Source organism: Neoaquamicrobium sediminum, from assembly GCF_013240295.1.
GTDB classification, from domain to species: Bacteria; Pseudomonadota; Alphaproteobacteria; order Rhizobiales; family Rhizobiaceae; genus Aerobium; species Aerobium sediminum.
Genome location: NZ_JABETK010000001.1, coordinates 2,066,310 through 2,085,366, shown reverse-complemented (window position 1 = coordinate 2,085,366; position 19,057 = coordinate 2,066,310). Strand labels below are relative to the sequence as shown.

Annotated in this window: 17 protein-coding genes, 1 tRNA gene and 2 pseudogenes; 13 read left to right on the top strand and 7 right to left on the bottom strand. The window is 62.9% G+C overall.

Annotated features, from left to right (window positions below; all coding sequences use genetic code 11):
• Positions 1-79 precede the first annotated feature (79 nt).
• The 4 genes from HK436_RS10170 (at position 80) to HK436_RS10155 (ending at position 2,016) form a co-directional block, all read left to right on the top strand.
• Positions 80-835 (top strand): Crp/Fnr family transcriptional regulator, encoded by a 756-nt coding sequence (locus tag HK436_RS10170; RefSeq protein WP_173189330.1) that lies wholly within the window; start codon positions 80-82, stop codon positions 833-835.
• A gap of 87 nt (positions 836-922) precedes the next feature.
• A complete protein-coding gene (locus HK436_RS10165) occupies positions 923-1,264 on the top strand; it encodes an ElaB/YgaM/YqjD family protein (RefSeq protein WP_173189328.1) in 342 nt (113 codons plus the stop codon).
• Positions 1,265-1,374: 110 nt separating this feature from the next.
• A complete protein-coding gene (locus HK436_RS10160) occupies positions 1,375-1,728 on the top strand; it encodes a hypothetical protein (RefSeq protein ID WP_194248458.1) in 354 nt (117 codons plus the stop codon).
• 84 nt (positions 1,729-1,812) lie between these two features.
• On the top strand, positions 1,813-2,016 hold the full coding sequence (locus HK436_RS10155) for a hypothetical protein (protein ID WP_173186379.1): 204 nt from the start codon (positions 1,813-1,815) through the stop codon (positions 2,014-2,016).
• A 6-nt stretch (positions 2,017-2,022) separates the two neighbouring features.
• Here HK436_RS10155 and HK436_RS10150 read toward each other — a convergent pair whose 3' ends face one another.
• Positions 2,023-2,928: a diacylglycerol/lipid kinase family protein gene (locus HK436_RS10150; protein WP_173189326.1), complete on the bottom strand. Its 906-nt coding sequence runs from the start codon at positions 2,926-2,928 to the stop codon at positions 2,023-2,025.
• 350 nt (positions 2,929-3,278) lie between these two features.
• Between HK436_RS10150 and HK436_RS10145 the strand changes: the two genes are divergently transcribed.
• From HK436_RS10145 to HK436_RS10105, 9 genes and pseudogenes are all read left to right on the top strand, one after another.
• On the top strand, positions 3,279-4,268 hold the full coding sequence (locus HK436_RS10145) for a PRC-barrel domain-containing protein (protein WP_312860538.1): 990 nt from the start codon (positions 3,279-3,281) through the stop codon (positions 4,266-4,268).
• 205 nt (positions 4,269-4,473) lie between these two features.
• On the top strand, positions 4,474-5,409 hold the full coding sequence (locus tag HK436_RS10140; RefSeq protein WP_173189324.1) for a VOC family protein: 936 nt from the start codon (positions 4,474-4,476) through the stop codon (positions 5,407-5,409).
• 4 nt (positions 5,410-5,413) lie between these two features.
• Positions 5,414-6,042: pseudogene (locus tag HK436_RS10135) on the top strand (alpha/beta hydrolase).
• A complete protein-coding gene (locus HK436_RS10130) occupies positions 6,039-6,335 on the top strand; it encodes a GNAT family N-acetyltransferase (protein ID WP_173189322.1) in 297 nt (98 codons plus the stop codon). The pseudogene HK436_RS10135 and the gene HK436_RS10130 overlap by 4 nt, the downstream one beginning before the upstream one ends.
• Before the next feature lie 165 nt (positions 6,336-6,500).
• A pseudogene (locus HK436_RS10125) lies at positions 6,501-8,251 on the top strand (sensor histidine kinase).
• Positions 8,248-9,591 (top strand): sigma-54-dependent transcriptional regulator, encoded by a 1,344-nt coding sequence (locus HK436_RS10120; protein ID WP_173189320.1) that lies wholly within the window; start codon positions 8,248-8,250, stop codon positions 9,589-9,591. Before HK436_RS10125 ends, HK436_RS10120 begins: the two are co-directional and overlap by 4 nt.
• A 229-nt stretch (positions 9,592-9,820) precedes the next feature.
• Positions 9,821-10,795 (top strand): TAXI family TRAP transporter solute-binding subunit, encoded by a 975-nt coding sequence (locus tag HK436_RS10115; protein WP_173189318.1) that lies wholly within the window; start codon positions 9,821-9,823, stop codon positions 10,793-10,795.
• Positions 10,796-10,907: 112 nt separating this feature from the next.
• Positions 10,908-13,100, top strand: coding sequence for a TRAP transporter permease (locus HK436_RS10110; RefSeq protein ID WP_173189317.1), 2,193 nt, complete (start codon positions 10,908-10,910; stop codon positions 13,098-13,100).
• 152 nt (positions 13,101-13,252) lie between these two features.
• Complete coding sequence (locus HK436_RS10105; RefSeq protein WP_173189315.1) at positions 13,253-13,567, top strand: hypothetical protein; 315 nt, start codon at positions 13,253-13,255, stop codon at positions 13,565-13,567.
• 15 nt (positions 13,568-13,582) lie between these two features.
• Here HK436_RS10105 and HK436_RS10100 read toward each other — a convergent pair whose 3' ends face one another.
• The 6 genes from HK436_RS10100 to HK436_RS10075 form a co-directional block, all read right to left on the bottom strand.
• Positions 13,583-13,837 (bottom strand): GlsB/YeaQ/YmgE family stress response membrane protein, encoded by a 255-nt coding sequence (locus HK436_RS10100; protein WP_173189313.1) that lies wholly within the window; start codon positions 13,835-13,837, stop codon positions 13,583-13,585.
• 456 nt (positions 13,838-14,293) lie between these two features.
• Positions 14,294-14,587 (bottom strand): hypothetical protein, encoded by a 294-nt coding sequence (locus HK436_RS10095; protein ID WP_173189311.1) that lies wholly within the window; start codon positions 14,585-14,587, stop codon positions 14,294-14,296.
• A gap of 152 nt (positions 14,588-14,739) precedes the next feature.
• Positions 14,740-15,405, bottom strand: coding sequence for a hypothetical protein (locus HK436_RS10090; protein ID WP_173189310.1), 666 nt, complete (start codon positions 15,403-15,405; stop codon positions 14,740-14,742).
• The gene (locus HK436_RS10085) at positions 15,402-17,147 is read right to left on the bottom strand and encodes a S8 family peptidase (RefSeq protein ID WP_173189308.1); all 1,746 of its coding nucleotides are present in this window, start codon (positions 17,145-17,147) and stop codon (positions 15,402-15,404) included. Before HK436_RS10085 ends, HK436_RS10090 begins: the two co-directional genes overlap by 4 nt.
• A 397-nt stretch (positions 17,148-17,544) precedes the next feature.
• Positions 17,545-17,621: transfer RNA gene (locus HK436_RS10080), tRNA-Arg, on the bottom strand.
• Between the two features lie 65 nt (positions 17,622-17,686).
• Positions 17,687-18,853: a M20 aminoacylase family protein gene (locus tag HK436_RS10075; protein WP_173189306.1), complete on the bottom strand. Its 1,167-nt coding sequence runs from the start codon at positions 18,851-18,853 to the stop codon at positions 17,687-17,689.
• Positions 18,854-19,057 lie beyond the last annotated feature (204 nt).

The following is a 19,057-nucleotide window of genomic DNA, read 5'->3' as shown; positions in this document are numbered from 1 at the left end:
CAGCGGCAACCTTGCCCACAGTGGCGCGTTTTGCTGCCAGGTAAAAGGGTCGGGCGACCAGTGAGGGGGCGGTACTACCATGGAAAAACAGCCGACGGTGCGTTCGGAGCGTAAGTATCCGTGCGAGAAGTGTCCTCTGGCTCCTCGCGACGCCTTCCGCAGGTTCAAACCAAAGGAACTGGAATTCGTGTCGCGCTTCAAGCGGGGCGAACTCTCCGTCGACAAAGGCGCAACCGTGCTCGCCGAAGGCACACGGAACCCGCACCTCTATACCGTGCTTATGGGCTGGGGTTTTAGATATAAGCTTATGTCTGATGGACGGCGGCAGATCGTCAATTACGTGCTGCCCGGCGACCTTGTAGGTCTGCAGGGCACGCTGATGGAGGAAATCCAGCACTCGGTTGAAACACTGTCGCCGATGACGCTATGCGTGTTCGAGCGCGGCGAACTGATGTCGCTGTACCGCGAGCATCCGGAACTTGCCTACGATGTGACATGGTTGGCCTCACGCGAGGAATGCATGCTCGATGAAAACCTTCTGAGCATTGGCCGGCGTTCCGCACTGGAGAGGCTTGCATATCTCATAGCCTTTCTGACCAACCGGGCGCATGCGGTAGGTATGTTCAACGGGACCACTACGCTACCGATAACCCAGCAACATTTTGCCGACACACTAGGCCTTTCACTCGTCCACACCAACAAGACGATCCGCAAGCTGATAGATCGAAAGCTTGTTCGCTGGCGCGACGGCGGTTGCGAGGTCCTCGATGCCGACAAGTTGGCGGAATTATCGGGTTGGGAACCGTCGAATGAGATTGCTCGTCCCTTCATATGACCGACGGTCCTGATGGCACTTCACCCACTTCGGGAACCTGCGCTATGGTCGAGCGTTGTCCCCGGCAACACCAAAGGGAGTAACGATATGGCAACGGCACCCACCGGCAAGGTTACCAGAGGCGGCAACGGCACGAAGGCGAAGCCGGAAGACCTTGAAGCCGAGATCGCGCGGTTGCGCGAAGATGTGGCCCGGCTGAGCGCACAATTGTCCGCTACCGGCCAGCACTCCTACTCCGCGGCGAAACGGGCGGCAACCGAGGGTGCCGAACAGCTCCGCGTCAAGGGTGAGGCCGCGATGGAGAATATTCGCGCCAATGCCAGCGATATGGAAAGGCAGGTGTCGGACGCCGTTCGGGAAAAGCCCATTAGCTCCCTCGCGATAGCGGTGGGTGTCGGCTATTTCCTCGCACTTCTGTCGCGTCGCTGACACGTGGGAGCGCTTGCATCATTGATCGCGTCGATCGTTTCCGGTGAAGCATCGGAAGCGGTCGCACGCGCGCGCCGAAAGGCAATTGTGTACTTGGCCGCAGGGCTTTTTTGCCTTTGCGGCGTGAGCTTCCCCTAATCGTTGCCGGCTTCATTGCCGCGGCAAGGGAAATCGGTGCGGTCGAAGCGGCGTTGGCATTTGCCGGCGGCTTTATAGTCGTCGCGTTCCTGTTGCTGGGCATCAGTTCCATAACCGCCAAGGCTCGTGAACGCCGCGTCGCCAGGCGCCGCAAAAGCGAGGCGAGAGCCCTCGCCGGAGCGGCTGCCTTTGCGATGCTTCCTACGCTGCTTGCGAGCCGCAAAGCTGGCCTCGCTCTCGTGGTGCCTGCAGTGGCGGCTCTTGCTTGGGCGGTAATGCGCGAGAATACGTCGCCGACAGACGGCGCAGACAATTCTCCGGATTGAGTTTTATCGACGGCCTTGCCGGGAACCTGGGTCCCGTGGCCGCATTGGTGTCGGAGAAAACCTTTCTGACATCGGAGCTTCCAAATGACCAAGACCGTGGACAAGAACAAGGCCCGTCAGGGGCGCAGTGGATGGCAGGTGCTCGTCGTGCTTGTCTGCGCTCTCGCACTTGCCATGCTGGTTTGGTGGGGCGTGGGTATCTTCGGAAGTTCAATCGATCCACAAGATCCCGTGGGCGGGGCGCCCGCAGAACAGCCTGCCGCAGAGGGCACGCAGCCCGCCGGGTAGCGTATTTTATGCTGGCTCTGCGGGAGCAAGCACCTTCAGCACACCTGGATGGCAGCGAACGGTCGTCTCTTTCTCAAGCTCGCAGAGCTCGCCATCCATGGCGCATCCGAACCGTTCGTGCCGCGCGAGCAGGCGGAGCCGTACCTCCTGCGCCGTCAGCATTTCGACCTGATCGTTTGTCTTCCATCGACCAAGCAGCATATTGAGGGCCAGCAATATCATGTCCCCGCGCGTGCGTGACCGCGTGACGTAGACCCCAAGCACACCCCCATCCGGCACATCCGCATACGGCAGGTGGCCTTCTCCGAAGACATTGTTGGTGATTCCGATGCCGGCGGTTGCCAGCATCCTCTCCTCGCCATCATCGAGCGTGAGGCCGATCCTCATCCGGGGCGGCCGAAAGAAGGCTCCAAAACCGGCGCGTATGGACGCCCTGATCTTGCCGAGCCGGGAGCGGAAGACTTCCTTCTCCCGCAGGCGAATAAGCTTGGCATGAAGCCCGACCGAAAACTGGTGAATGAACGGCTTGCCGTTGGCGCTCGCAACATCCACGTCACGAAATTCTCCGCCGCAAAGCGCGGCAGCCGCGGCTTCGAGCTCGAGCGGGACGCCCAGGCTTCTTGCAAAAAGGTTCATGGTGCCGGCTGGAAGTATCGCAAGCGCCTTGTCGCTGTCCATCAGCTTGCCAGCGGCACAGGACACCGTGCCATCGCCTCCGCCAACCATGACGACGTCGCAGTCCCCGGCAAGCGCCTCGTCAAGCGCGTGCTCGATTTCCTTGCCTGCGACCACGGCCACCATCACCTGATGGCCCGCCTCCTGCACCGTTTCGCGCAGGCGTGCGGTGAACACTGCAAGGTCGAGTGTGCGCAGCGTTCCGCCTTCACGGTTGAGGATTATCTGGAAGCGCATCGTTTGCAGGTCTCCAGACTTGATTTGTGGGAAAATCAGGCGCGCCGGCGGGGCGCCTTAGCCAAGCTTAATGCGCTGACATTGCGTATCGTTCCAGTACGGCTGAGTGAACGGCTGATTTTTTTCGAGTCGGAACCAGATCGGCGGTGGCCACGTTGTCGGGTTGTGAAGGTCACGTCCGGACCTCTCCTGCGAAAGTTTGGTTCCGGACGCGACCGTGCAAAGGAACATGCACAAGGAGAGTTTAACATGATCCGGAACCTTTTGGCGACAACTGCAATCGCAACGCTTATCGCAACCGGCGCAGCCGTGGCTCAGACCACCGCTCCCGCCCCGGCGGCAGACGCCCGATGGAAGCTGCACCTCAGGTGAAGCATGCCGAGGGACACCTTGCGTCCAACCTGATCGGCGAGACCGTCTATAACGGTAGCGGTCAGGACGCCGAAAACATCGGCGAGGTCAAGGATCTCGTCCTCGACAGCGAGGGCAATATCCAGGCTATCGTCGTCGGTGTAGGCGGCTTCCTCGGCATCGGCGAGAAGCAGGTCGCTTTGCAGTATGATCTGGTCGAGTGGACCGAGATGGACGGTGAGGAATATATCGTCGTCGAGACGACTCGCGAGGCTCTCGAGGCTCAGGACGAGTTCGACCTTGCAGCTTATGAGATGCAGCCGGCTGATGCCGAGGTTGGCAACACCCAGCCCGCCACTGCCGAAGATCTCGCCGCTGCACCGGTGGCCGAAGATGAAGCCGGCATGACCGACGACGCGGCCGCTCCGGCTGATGACATGGCTGCCGCTCCGGCTCCTGCTGGTGACGACATGGCTGCGACCGAAGAAGCCGCTCCCGCAGACGATATGGCCGCAACCGAGGAAGCAGCACCTGCTGATGACATGGCTGCCAGCGAGGAAGTTGCACCGGCAGACGAGGAAACGGCTGCTGCCCCTGCCGACGATACGATGACCGAGACGGATGAAACCCAGACGTCCGCGATCGATCGCTCGTCGCTGAATGAGGTGCAGGTCGGTGACATCAGCGCCGATGATTTTGTCGGAACCACCGTTTACGGTGCCAATGACGAGAATATCGGCGAGATCGGCGACATCATCCTGTCGGATGATGGGCAGGTAGAAGCTGTTATCATCGACGTCGGCGGTTTCCTCGGCATCGGCGAAAAGGAAGTTGCAGTCAGCATGGATAATCTGGCGTTCCTGTCGGATGCAGACGGCGAGTACTATCTGTACACGACGTTCACCCAGGAGCAGCTCGAGGCACAGGCCGCTTATGACGAAGGCTCGTTTGCCGAGAACCGTGACGACCAGCTTCTGACGGTCCAGTAACATTTCCGATCGGAAATTGATGAAGGCCCGCGCTTGAAGCGCGGGCCTTTTCTTTGCTTGCGGCAAATGGGTGAACGATGAAAGCATCATTGTTCGATAATACAGCACAGTCCATCGCGCCGCCGCAGTCTTCCCTCTGGGCCTTTTAGCACGACATATGGCGTCAAGCGCCGCGATCTTGCGGCGGATAGAAGGGAGCCCGACCATGCTCGACCAGATCAAGGGACTTCACCATGTGACCTCTCTGGCGCGCGACGCCAAAGAGAACAACAACTTCTTCACCCACAAGCTCGGCCTTCGCCGGGTCAAGAAGACCGTCAATTTCGACGCGCCGGATGTCTACCATCTCTATTATGCCGATGAGTTCGGCACGCCCGGCTCTGTCATGACCTACTTTCCTTTCCCGGATGCGGCCCGCGGTCGTCCGGGTACGGGAGAGGTCGGTTTCACCGCGTTCTCCGTGCCCGAAGGCACGCTTGCCTTCTGGGCGCAGCGTCTTGTCAGCGAGGGCGTGACCGGGTTGAAGCGTTCCGAGCTCTTTGGCGAGCAGCGCCTGACCTTCGAAGGACCGGATGGCGACGGTTTCGCGCTTGTCGAGACACGTGACGACGGTCGCGCGCCATGGACCAACGGCGGCGTCGGCAGCGACGAGGCGATCCGTGGGTTCCACTCGGTGTCCATGCGACTGCAGGACGGCGGCGCGACAGCCGAACTCCTCAAGTTCATGAACTATGAGGAGATCGACAAGTCAGGCTCGGTGCGCCGCTTCGCGGTCAAGGGCGACAGCAACGGCGCCGATGTGATCGATGTCGAATCCCTGCCTGTCCTCGGCCATGCAAGGCAGGGTGCGGGTTCGGTCCATCACGTCGCCTTCGCGGTCGAGAACCGCGCAAAGCAGCTTGAAGTCCGTAAGGCACTGATGGAAACCGGCTACCAGGTGACGCCGGTGATCGACCGCGATTATTTCTGGGCGATCTATTTCCGCACGCCGGGCGGGGTGCTGTTCGAGGTCGCCACCAACGAACCCGGCTTCGACCGCGACGAGGACACGAAACATCTCGGCGAGGCGCTGAAGCTGCCGTCGCAGCACGAGCACCTGCGGCCCTATCTGGAGAGCCATCTCCAGCCGATCGAGGACTGAGGCGATGACGAGCGACGCGTATATCCACAAGACCGCCGGGGAGAACCCGGCGGCCCCCTGCTCTTCGTGTTCCACGGAACCGGGGCCGACGAAAACCAGTTCCTCGGCCTTGGTCGCGAGCTGATGCCTGCGGCAACCGTTATCGCACCGCGCGGCGACGTTTCCGAACATGGCGCGGCCCGCTACTTCCGTCGCACCGGCGAAGGCGTCTACGACATGGACGATCTTGAGCGCGCAACGCAGAAGATGGTCGAGTTCGTTCGCACCCACGTCGACGAGAAGAAGCCCTCGGCGGTTTTCGGTCTCGGCTACTCGAACGGCGCCAACATTCTCGCTTCGGTTCTGTTTGCCGCGCCAGGCCTGTTTGACAAGGCCGTACTGATGCACCCGCTGATACCCTTCGAGCCGCAGGCGGACGGCACGCTCGACGGCACACAGGTGTTGATGACCGCCGGCCAGCGCGATCCGATCTGCCCACCAGCGCTGACGCAGAAGCTGGAAGCTGACCTGCGAAAGCTGGGGGCGGATGTGGAGCTGCTGTGGCATGAAGGTGGCCACGAGATACGTCAGCCGGAAATTCTGGGCGCCGAGGCATTCCTGTCCACAGCGCCGGCAAAAGGAGCATTTACATGACCGATGAAAACGGGATCGAACTCGAGGACAATGGCGCCAAGGGCCGCTATGTCTTCAAGGGACCAAATGGTGCCGAAGCGGAAATGACCTTCACCAGGGTCGGCGATCATCAGCTTATCATCGACCATACCGAAGTGCCGGACGCGTTCCGGGGCCAGGGTGTCGGCGCGCGGCTCGTTACTCGGGCGGTCGAGGACGCGCGGGCCGCCGGCAAGACAATCATTCCCCTGTGCCCCTTCGCGGCCGCGCAGTTCCGCCGTCATCCGGAATGGGCGGACGTGCTGAAGAAATAGCGGTCCTGCATCCGTTCGACTCGGGGCTTCGCGCCGCGCTATAGTCGGCATGAGAGCGAGAACCGGCGACGACGCATGAACAGGCTTTGGCGGCGACATTCTATTATCCTGGGAGTGGCTGCCGCTCTGTTGTGCGTGCTCGTCGCCTATTTCGGCTCGCGCCTGATGACCGCGTACTATCTCGACCAGGCGGCAATACGTGGCGAAAACACGCTCGGCCTCGCAGTGACGGCGCTGCGGGGCCAGCTCGCGCGATATGAAAAGCTGCCCGAACTCATAGCCGATCATCAGGACGTGAAGAATCTCGTCAGCAATCCCGGCGATCGGGCCGCCGTTGACGCGATGAACCGATATCTCAAATCGGTCAATGGGCTGCTCGAATCCTCCGACATCTACGTCATGCTCCCGGACGGCCTCACGATCGCCGCCTCGAATTATGATCAGACCCCGACCTTCGTCGGCGAGAACTTCAGCTACAGGCCCTATTTCTTCGATGCCATCGCCGGCGGCGAGGGTCGCTTCTTCGCGCTCGGAACCACATCCCTGAAGCGGGGCTATTATTTCGGCGCGCCGATCCGCATCGACGGCAGCATCGGCGGCGTGGTGGTTTTCAAGGTCGACATAGACTCGATTGAAAGCTCGTGGCGCGGCGACGAATACGAGATCATCGTCACCGACCCCGAGGGCATCATCTTCATGACCGGGCGGAGAGACTGGCTGTTTTCGGCCATCCTGCCGCTGACCGAGGAACGCCTCGCCCGCACGGCGGCCACACGCCGCTACGCCAACGCGAACCTAACTGAATTGCCGGTAAGCGCGGGTATGACACATCGCGATCACAACCTGCTGACGATCTCCAACGAAGACGGAATGCGAGAATACCTTGTCGTCGGCGAAAGCATGCCGCAGGCCGACTGGACGGTAAGTGTGTTGCTGGACACCGCCTCCGCGCGCGCGCAGGCTTTGACGGTCGTTGCCGCAATGGTGCTTCTGCTGGGACTTGGAGCAACGGGCCTCGCCGCCTGGCTGCAGCGCCGGGCGCGCCTGGCCGAGCGCCTTCAGGTCCAGCGAGAGGCACAGGAGCAACTCGAACGGCGGGTCGAGGAACGCACCGCCGATCTTGCCGCCGTCAACAACCGGCTCGAGGAAGAAGTCACCGAGCGCCGCGCTACCGAACGCGCGCTCCGCAAGACACAATCGGATCTCGTCCAGGCCGGCAAGCTGGCGGCCCTCGGGCAGATGTCGGCTGCACTGTCGCACGAGTTCAATCAGCCGCTGGCCGCCGTTCGAACCTATGCCGACAATGCGGCGATCCTGCTGGAGCGCGGCCGTCCTGACGAGGCCGGAGATGCCGTTGCCCGCATCTCCAAACTGACGGACCGCATGGCGGCAATCAGCAGGCACTTGCGCAATTTCGCCCGCAAGCCGAACCAGAAACTGCGGCCCGTTTCGCTCGACGACGTTGTCAGGGACACGCTCGAAATCGTCGCCTGGCGGCTGAATGCAGCCGACGCCGAGATCGCCGTCGATCTGGGCGCGCAACCGCCGGTCGTCAAGGCGGGGTCGGTGCGGCTCCAGCAGGTTCTGGTCAACATCCTTTCCAACGCGGCCGACGCGATCGAAGGATTGCCGGACAGGCGCATCGACCTGGCCGCGACCACTGCCGGCGGCCGCGTGACGATCACGATTCGCGACCGCGGTCCCGGCGTTCCGCGGCCATCGCCGAACGCATCTTCGATCCATTCTTCTCCACCAAGGGCGTCGGCAAGGGCCTCGGCCTCGGACTTTCGATCTCTTACAATATCGTCAAGGATTTCGGCGGCAGCCTCGCCGTCGAGCGCCATCCCGAAGGCGGCACCCTGGTGTCGATCGTGCTTGACGCCGCCAAGCTGCCGATAAGCGAGGCGGCCGAATGAAACCGCCCGCCGTACTCCTCGTCGACGACGAGGAGGAGATCAGGCATTCGACCGCCCAGTCGCTGGAGCTTGCGGGCATCGCGGTGCAGGAGTTTGCAAGCGCCGAAAGCGCGCTCAGCTACGTGACGCCCGGCCTTAACGGCGTGCTCGTCACCGACATCCGCATGCCCGGCATGGATGGCATGACCCTGCTGGCCAAGGTTCGCGACATCGATTCCGATCTGCCTGTCATTCTGGTGACGGGACACGGCGACGTGCAACTAGCCGTTCGGGCGATGCGCGAAGGCGCTTATGACTTCATCGAAAAGCCCTTCGCGGCGCAGCATCTGGCCGATGTCGCCAAGCGTGCGCTCGACCGGCGCATGCTGGTACTCGAGAACCGCCTGCTGCGCGCAGCGGCCGGCCACCCCGACGACATCGAGTCGCGGCTTCCCGGCCGCTCGGCTGCAATGATCGACCTGCGTTACAGGCTCCGGGCCGTAGGCGGCACCGACGCCGATCTGCTGATCGTCGGCGACACGGGCGTCGGCAAGGAGGTCGTCGCGCGCGCCGTGCACGACATCAGCAGCCGAGCGAACCGCCCCTTCGTCGCGATCAATTGCGCCGCTCTGCCCGGCAACCTAATCGAGAGCGAACTTTTCGGCCACGAGATCGGCGCCTTTCCCGGCGCGCTGCGGGCGCGATATGGCAAGTTCGAGCACGCACGCGGCGGCACGGTGCTGCTCGACGAGATAGGTTCCATGCCCGCCGAACTGCAGGCACGGTTGCTCAGGGTCATCCAGGACCGCGTCATCGTGCGTCTCGGTTCCAACGAGCAGATACCACTCGACGTGCGTTTCATCGCCACCAGCAAGGTGAAGCTGGAGGACGAGGTCGCGCAGGGGCGGTTTCGCGCCGACCTGCTCTACCGCCTCAATGTAGTGACCCTGAACGTGCCACCACTGTCTTCCCGGCGCGAGGACGTGCCGATCCTCTTCCTGCAGCTTCTCCGCGAGGCGGCCGGACGCCACCGTCGTGATATGGGTGAGGTCTCGCCGCGACTGCTCGCCGAGATCGCGCGCCGCGAGTGGCCCGGCAATGTTCGGGAATTGCGCAACGCAGCCGATCGCTATGTACTCGGGCTCGATATAGAAGGTGTGGACGATGGCGCCGACGATATGACGGCAAAGCTGTCAGACCGGGTCGCGCGCTTCGAGCGCTCGGTCATCGCCACCGCTTTGCAAGCGCACGGCGGCAGCCTCAAGTCGGTCTATGAAGAACTGGGCATCTCCCGGAAGACGCTCTACGAAAAAATGCAGCGCTATGCGCTGGGCCGCGACGGCGAAACCACCGAGGCGTAGGCAACAGGGACCAGCCCACGCTTGTGTGGGAAACCACACGCCAATCGCGCCCAATGTTACGAAATCCACCCATCAGGCAAAATTAGTCACTTCCAATGCCCGGTTGCCAGCGATCGGGCCGTTGCGCGCCGGTGTCGCGTCTGCGTGTGCTGCGCGCAACCGCCAAGGCTTCGGGAGGAAACTTGCGGACCGGGCGGCCGACATCTTACGCAAACCGGGAGGATTACCCATGCGCCATTTCACCATCGCAGCGATGGCTGCCGCCACGCTTCTTGCCGTCCCCGCCTCTGCGCAGGACCGTGAGGGCTGGCCGACCAGCCTGACGATCGGCACCGCCAGCCAAGGCGGCACCTACTTCATCTACGGAACCGGCCTTGCCGGCCTGATCACCGAGTCGCTCGGCGTCAACGCCTCGGGCGAGGTCACCGGCGGCCCGGTGCAGAACGCGACGCTGGTGGAGACCGGCGACCACCAGATCGGCCTCGTCACCATGGGCCCGGCCTATGAGGCCTGGATCGGCGAGAGCGAGCTTGCACCGGGCGTGGAGCACAAAAGCCTGCGCGCGCTGTTCCCGATGTATCAGACACCCTTTCAGGCCGTGGCGCTGAAGTCGTCCGGCATCGAGTCGCTGGCGGACCTTGAAGGCAAGCGCGTCTCCGTTGGCCCGGCAGGCGGCACGGCAGCGACCTACTGGCCGCGCTTCTTCGAAATCAACGGCATCACCGCCGACATCAGCTATTCGGGCGCCAACGACGCCGTCAGCCAGGTCAAGGACGGCCTGATCGACGCCTTCGCCTTCGCAGCCGGCGTGCCGATCGCAGCCTTCGCGCAGATCGCGGCGGAAAACCCCGTAAACATCTTCGCCTTCACCGGCGACGAGGCGGCCAAGATCCTCGAAGCGCGCCCGGAACTCTCCGCCTTCGACATTCCCGGCGGCCTCTATGAAGGCTACCCGGACCCGCAGGGCACCGTCAGCCTCTGGAACTTCGCCGTGGCCCATCAGGAAATGCCGGAATCGCTGGCCTACGAGATCACCAAGCTGGTGATGGAGAACAACGACCGCATGCTGGCGATCCACGCCACTGCAGCCGAGACCATCGCGGCCAATACCGACAAGAACAGCTTCCTGCCTTACCACCCCGGTGCGGTGCGGTACTACGAGGAAGCCGGCATCTCGATCCCGGACGAGCTCAAGGGACAGTAATCGCGCGAGGCGATCTGGCCGGCGGCGATCAATCCGATCGGCGCCGGCCTCCGCTCACGGCAAGTATCGGCAGTGGCGCTGCAGACGCACGCGCACGCCAGGGAGGACAGCCATGACCGAAGCAGAAAAAATCAGGACGGACGCCGCACCCGTCGAGCGGATCGTATCCAGCGGGGCCGACGAGGAAGCACTGGCCACCAATCAGCGCGATTTCACCGGCGCGCGCCTGGGCTGGTTGCTGATGGCGCTGTGCATCGCCTACACGGTTTTCCACATCGGGGTGATGAACTTCTATCCGCTGGAGACCTGGGCCTATCGTGTGACCCATGTCGCCGGCGGCCTGCTCATTGGCTTCATCCTGTTTTCTTCGAGCAATGTTGGCGGCACCGACGCCAGCACGCGTTTCCTGAAGCTCAAGCCGCTTGAAACCGCGATCGCTCTGGTCGCTGCTGCCGGTGTGCTTTACGGCGCGGCCATGGTCGGCTTCGCCTGGGCTGCGTGGTGGACAGCCGGGCTCGTTCGCCCGCCTGCCATGGTTTTCGGCAGCTACGGCCTGCCGCTGATCGTCGGCACCATCGCGGCAATTGCCGGAAGCTGGTTCTTCCCGCGCAAGGACCGGGACGGTGTTCACTGGTCGGACCTTCTGCTGGCCATCGCGGCCGTAACGGTCGCCGGGTACATCCTCTTCAACGTCCAGGCGATCCGCCTGCGCGCGGGTACCGCGCTGGCACAACCCGCCGATTTCCATGCGGCCCTCGTGGGCGCCCTGCTCATCCTCGAACTAACGCGTCGCGTCGCAGGCCTTGCGCTTGTCGCCATCGCCTGCGTGTTCATTATCTATTCCTTCGCAGGTCCCTACCTGCCGGGCTTCCTGGCGCATCGCGGCTACACGCCCGAGCGCTTTTTCACCTACATCTACACGGACCAGGGCATCCTCGGGGACCCCGTCGCCGTGTCGTCCACCTACATCATCCTGTTCATCACTTTTGCGGCCTTCCTGCAGGCGTCGAAGGTCGGCGACTATTTCGTCAATTTCGCCTTTGCCGCCGCGGGTCGAGCACGTGGCGGCCCGGCCAAGGTGGCGGTTTTCGCATCAGGCCTGATGGGCATGATCAACGGCACGTCGGCCGGCAACGTCGTCTCCACCGGCTCGCTGACGATCCCGTTGATGAAACGCGTCGGCTACCCCGCCAAGAGCGCCGGCGCGATCGAGGCTGCCGCTTCGTCGGGTGGACAGATCATGCCGCCGATCATGGGTGCCGGCGCCTTCATCATGGCCGAGGTGACGGGCATCCCCTACACCGAGATCGTGATCGCGGCACTGATCCCGTCAATCCTCTATTTCGCCTCCATCTACTTCATGGTCGACCTGCAGGCGACCAAGCTGGGCATGAAGGGCCTGCCGAAGAAGGAATTGCCTGTCTTCAAGGAACTCCTGAAGCAGGCCTATCTGTTCTTCCCGATCGTGATCCTGATCTATTCGCTCTTCGCGGGCTACTCGGTGATCCGGGCCGGCACGCTGGCGATGGTGTCTGCCGCAGTGGTAAGCTGGCTGACCCCGCACCGCATGGGACCGCGCGCCATCCTCGGCGCCTTCGAACTTGCCGCCAAGATGTCGATACAGCTCGTCGCCGTCTGCGCATGCGCGGGCATCATCGTCGGCGTTATCGCACTGACGGGCGTCGGCGCGCGCTTCTCCACCCTGCTCCTCGGCATCGCGGAACAGAACCAGTTGCTGGCCTTGTTCTTTGCGATGTGCATATCGATCATTCTCGGCATGGGCATGCCGACGACCGCGGCCTATGCGGTCGCGGCCGCCGTCGTCGCGCCGGGCCTGATCTCGCTGGGCATACCGGTGCTGACCGCGCATTTCTTCGTGTTTTACTACGCAGTGATGTCCGCGATCACGCCGCCGGTCGCGCTGGCAGCCTACGCCGGGGCTGCACTGTCAGGATCCGATCCGATGCGAACATCGGTGGAAGCCTTCAAGTTCGGCCTCGCCGCCTTCGTGGTGCCGTTCATGTTCTTCTATTCTCAGGCGCTGCTCATGCAGGGCTCGTGGCTCGAAATCCTGCACGTGTTCGCAACCGCCTGCCTTGGCGTCTACCTGCTTTCGGCAGCCGTGCAGGCATGGTTCTTCGGTCCGCTCAACGCAGTCATGCGTGTGCTGCTGCTGGCAGGAGCCCTGGCGATGATCAAGGGCGGGCTGGCGACCGACATCGCCGGTCTCGTGATTGCCGTGGGGGTCTTCGTCTACCAGAAGGGTCTCGTCGGAACGCGCACCATCGCAAGAGGCCTGGACTGACCGGCCGCTCCCGAGGGCGGGCGCCGCGGCCTACGTCGTGCCCGCCGTCCGGACGGAACCATTTGCCACGCAATTCCGTTGCCACTACAGCACCGCCGCTGCCTTCGCAGCGGCGGCTTGGCGCTGACCCTTTCAGGCATGGAGTTTACAGCATGGCGCTTTTCTCAAGACACCAGTCCTCACTCGACCTCCATAAGGAAATCGGGGCGCTGCGCAAGGAAGTCGCGGCTCTCGGAAAGGCTGCGTCCCGGCAAGGCAGCAGCGCCTATCGCGACACGCGCGACCAGGCCAGCGATCTTTATGCAGAACTTGCGGAACGCGTATCGGACGCTTTGCCCGTCATCCGCCGGCGCGCTCACGATTTCGAGGAAACGATCCGCGCCAATCCGACGCGGACCGTTGCAGTGGTGGGGCTGGTGGCTCTGACCGTCGCCGCAGCCGCGATACTGGGCAGCCGGCGCCGTTAGCGCCGGCGCAGAGCCCTAGGCCTGTTTGATGAGCCTGATGAGCACCAGCAGGATCACCGCGCCTATCGTGGCGTGGATGATGGCTGCGATGACGCCGCTACCCAGGCTGATGCCAAGCGCGGGGAACAGGAACCCGGCAATGAACGCGCCGACGATGCCGACCACGATATTGCCCAGCAGTCCGAACCCGTAGCCCTTGACCAACTGGCCAGCCAGCCAGCCCGCAATCGCACCGATAAGAATGAAGACGATAAGACTTTCAATGCCCATGATTCGGGGCCTCCTCTCCTGAGACAAGAGGATCATGGACCCCAGCGAAGGCGCTGTCCAGCAGCACCACGCGAGGCGCGGATCGCTTCTGAACGTGCGGCGGAACGGCGCAGCCGTTCTCGCAAGGCAGCCATGCAGATTCTGCAATTGAATTCGTGAACGGCAATTTCTATCTCACCGGTGTCGGCGATCTTCCTCCTCCCAGAAAGCCGACAACCTGGCGCGGCGAACCTCCTCCCTTGCCGCGCTTCAGATTGACCCGCCGGATCCTCCTCCCCCGGCGGGTTTTTCTGTTTCTGGAGCTTTTTCTCCCCGGACGCTTGAGGGCTGACTTGCCCCAGCGGTATGAATCTGTCACCCATGAATGCAACGCCCGGAGAGGGGGTCGCTCAGGCAACAGCCCCGCAGCCTTTCGGCCGCGGGGCTTTTGACTTTCAGACCTACCGCTGGAGAGCGCTACAGCGAACCGATTACGTGCGTACCGCCGATTTCCAGGCTGGCAGTTCCAATGGTGTCATTACCCTGCCGGAACCGGACCTGAAGAACGCCGTGGCCGGATTGAAGCGCGCTCACGTCCTCGCGACTGCTGGCAAACGCCGCGAATGTGATCACGCGATCCGGTTCGGCATCAAAGACCACGGACGTCGCCTTGACGCCGACGCATGTTCCGCTGCTTGCGTCGGTCCGGCAGATCGACAGCCCTGCCGGAACCGGAATTGAAACACCGTCCGCCGAGACGACCGACAGCACCGCCGTGAGCCTAGCCGCCCGGCTGCCGGCATTCGTAACGGCCAGCATCGCAACGCTCTCGTCCCCACCATCCGGCAGCGAGCCATCAGTGCCTGAAGCCACGATCGTGCTGACAAGCTTTACACCGTCGACGCTGCTGGTCGGCGCCGGCTTTAAGCCGGTTGCGATGTCATTCGTATCGCCTGCCCCCGTAACGGCTTGCCCTGCTGCAACAGCGGCAGTGTTGCAGCTGATGGGCTTACGGACTGCGCTGCAGCGTTGGAGGATACCCCGTCGACAGCTTGTGATGGAGCAGACGAGCCATTGACCCTGTCGGCAGCCGCAGTGTTGTCCAGCGCCGACGATCGCCTGACTGGCTCCCCACCGGTGATGTTAAGTCTTAGATTCCCGCCTCGGTTGGCGTATCCGGTAATCGCGATCTGGTATTGGCGCCCAGCAAGTGCCCGGAAGCTGACCCGCGACTGGCGCCCGAGGCCAACGGTGTTGTTGTTTGATGCGACCTCGGTGAGGTGACGCAGGCTGTTGCGGGAATAGACCGCCAGGATAGTATCGAAATCGCTGCCTCTGGTATCGATCGTCACCCGGCCCGTGCTCTGTGGCGTAAAACGATACCAGACACTGTTGCGCGAGTTTCTCCAGCCGGCGTGGTAGGGCTCGAAGCGCTCTGCGGTCGCAAGCACAGTCGAACCGGCAACGGTTCGACGCGAGCCAGCGCGCGAAGGCGGATTTACATTCTGCCTGTCGACGAAATTGTCGTTGGCCGGTGCCGCCGCCACACCACCATGCACGCTGAGGCGTATGTTGCCTGCCTCGTTCATGTAGCCGGCGACCGCGATCTGGTATTCGACGCCCGCAGTGGCGTTGAATCTGACCTGCGACTGGATCGTGTAGTAATCGGCATCGTCGTTGGAGGCGACTTCCGCCAGCGAGCCAACAGACGACCCCGGTAGACGGCGAGAACGGTGTCGAAATTGCTGCCGAGCGTATCGATGGTGATGGGCCCCGACGCAGTCGGCGTATAACGCCACCACACGCTGTTGAGCGCACTGTGCTTGCCAGCATGGATCGGCTCGCCGCCCTCTGCAGTTCCGCCGACATTCGAGCCAGTGACCGTCCGCGTACCGCCGACAGCCGGGAGCGGCACCGTGATCCGGTTAACGAAGTGGTTGTTTGCAGGCCCGGTTGGAGGTGGTGGCGGCGTTCCACCGCCGAGCACGATGCGCGCATCGTTGACGTTGATACGCGGCTTCACCACCCCTGCCGAGGAAATACCCTCGCCCGTCGATTTGAGCGCGTTCTCGATCTGATCGACTGTGGCGTTGGGGAAGGCGTTGCGCAGCGCCGCGAACGCACCCGCAACGTGAGGCGACGCCATTGAGGTCCCCGAACTGAAGGAGAAGTAGTTGTTGGCGCTGCCGTTGATGTAGGACGAATAGATGTCCGAGCCCGGTGCGACCACGTCGATCAGATTGCCCCAGTTGGAGAAGTCGGACCGGAAGTCCCACTTGGTGGACGAACCCACCGTGACCGCGCTGGAAATACAACCCGGCGCTCCGACGGCGGAATCGTAGCCGTCATTGCCCGCCGCAATCACCGTTGCGATGCGGGCGGCCTTTAGCTGGTCGATGATCGGCTTGCGCGCGTCGTTGTCGCAGTGTGCGGAAACCTCCCCGCCACCCAGGCTCATATTGACGGCTGCAATTTTATAGGTGTTGCGCAGCGCATAGACCCTCTCCAGCCCGCGTATCTGGTCCGTGTCGAAGGTCAGGACGCAATGGGTGTATCCGGAAATTGCACCGCAAGGGCTGCTCGAGTTCGCTGGAAAGCGGGAAAACACGTTGATCGAAATGAGACGCGCGTCGCGAGCGACACCGCTTGTCGGCTGTCCCGAGGCAGGCGAGGTATTGTAACCGGCGACCGTGCCGGCAACATGCGTGCCGTGCCCGCATCCATAGATGTTGCTCGCCGTGCAGTCCTCGCCCGATCCCGTGGCGGTCGAGGAACTGGCGCCACCCGGACACTGGCTGACGGAACCCTGGATCCCGGTTGTGTTGTAGCAGGCTTCGGAATTGATACGGCTCGAAAGGAATTGATGGCTACGCCGGCCGCCGGTGTCGAGCACAGCCACGTGGTGCCCGTTGCCCGTTGCGCCGGCCGCATACATTGCCGGCATCTGGATCAGCGGCAGCGACTCGTTCAGTGACGGCTTGCTGAGGCGATCCTCCTGGATGAGGGTCACGTTCGGATCGGTGGCAAGGCGCGCGATCTCGTCCGCGCTGGCAACGATGCCGAACATCGGCGAGAAGTCCATGCGTTTGAGATTCTTCTCCGCCGCTGACGCGGAAGACAGTGCGCCTTGCGGGAAAGCCGTCGCGAGGATCCTGTCCTGCGCGGCACGGATTGCCTTTGTATGGGCCTCGTCCGCCGCAGCCGGGCTCGCGAAGCTGGCGGCATCGGGCAGCGCGGGCATGTCGAAACGCACGATGACGGGCAGCCGCGCCTCGGGGTTGGCCGCGAGCTTCGCCCACAAAGCCTCGTGCTTCTCGAATTTGCGGGTCACGGCAGCGGGTGCCTCCCCAGATGCCATGGACGGGCCCGCTCCCGTCGAAACCAAAAGACCGACCGCGATCGCGCCCAAAAGGCGCCCGCGCCAAGCCTTCGCCCTATCTGCCATGAATGCCTCCTGTGCAAAAACCGCGAGCAGCATCGACCCCACCGCGGAACGGCATCCGGATTGCGCTGACTTGCATTGAAACGGCTGTGTCAGCCCGCCGTGATGGCGAGCCTATGCCGCAGAGAGACCATTACCGGGCTACGGCAATCGAACGTACCGGCGATCCCTCGGGCATACACTTTTGCACGCGCGCATAGCTTTTGGAGATGAATGCGAAGCGGTACGCAGTGGCCACCAATCACTTGAAGCGCCACGGCAAACTTTTTCTGCGGGAAGAGAGCGCTGGTGATCCCGACAGGATTCGAACCTGTGACCCTCAGATTAGGAATCTGATGCTCTATCCTGCTGAGCTACGGGACCGCTGAGCGCGGTATAGACGTTTCGCGGGCTTTCGCCAACCGTTTTGGGGCCGACGAACGGGCCTGTCAGGCCCGTCCGAGCGCGGTTTCCGTCAGCCGCACCCAATACGAAATTCCGTGCGGGATCAGCTCGTCGTTGAAGTCGTAGGCGGGGTTGTGAAGGTTGGCGGTGTCGCCATTGCCCGCAAAGATGAAGGCGCCGGGACGGGCCTCCAGCATGTAGGAGAAATCCTCGCCGCCCATCACCGGGTTGATGTCGGTATTCACCTGCGGCGCGCCGGCCACTTCAATGGCGATGCCCGAGGCAAACTCGGTTTCCTCGGCATTGTTGAAGGTGACGGGGTAGTTCACGTCGATGTCGACATCGACGGTAGCGCCGTGCGCGGCAGCTATGCCCTGGCAGATGGCGCGCATGCGCTCACGGGAAGCCTCGCCCACCTCCGTGCGCAGCGTACGGATCGTACCGGCGAGCTGCGCCTCCTGGGGAATGACGTTGTAGGCGTCGCCCGCGTGGAACTTGGTCACGGACACAACGATCGAATCGATCGGATCGACCGAGCGCGCCGCGATCGTCTGCAGGCCCTGCACGATCTGGCTGGCGATCACGATCGGATCGACCGTGCCGTGCGGCATGGCTGCATGACCGCCGCGCCCTTTCACAGTGATGGTGAACTCGGCCGTCGCCGCCATGATCGGCCCCGGGCGGATCGCGAACTGGCCGACCGGCAGGCCGGGCATGTTGTGCATGCCGAAGACGCGAGAGATGCCGAAGCGCTCCATCATCCCGTCCTGCACCATGGCCCTGCCGCCGGCGCCACCTTCCTCGGCCGGCTGGAAGATCACCGCGACGGAGCCCGCGAAATTGCGGGTCTCAGCGAGATATTTCGCCGCGCCCAGCAGCATGGCGGTGTGGCCGTCATGGCCGCAGGCGTGCATCTTGCCCGGCGTCTGCGAGGCGTAGGGTTTGCCTGTGATCTCATTGAGCGGCAGCGCGTCCATGTCGGCCCGCAGGCCGATCGTCGGCCCGTCGCCGAGGTTTCCCTTGATGATGCCGACAACACCGGTCCGCCCCAGGCCGGGCACGACCTCGTCGCAGTCGAACTCCCGCAGCTTGCCTTCGACGAAGGCTGCCGTCTGGTGCACATCGTAGAGAAGTTCCGGGATGGTGTGCAGGTGGCGGCGCCATCCGGTGACTTCGTCGTGCAGCTCCGCGACGCGATTGAGAATTGGCATCCGCTCAGCCCCTCATGCTTGCCCCGTATTCGTTCCCCAACCGGTATCAAACCACGACGGCTTTGCCATCTTGGCGTCACATAGGCTAAATAGCAGGGGGTGAACGTCCGGGTCCTGTTGTTTCGGCAAATGATGGGTGGCGCTCGCCACCTCGGCGGAACCTTAATGACCAGCGGGCGAATTCGGCAAGAGGCGATTTTGGAT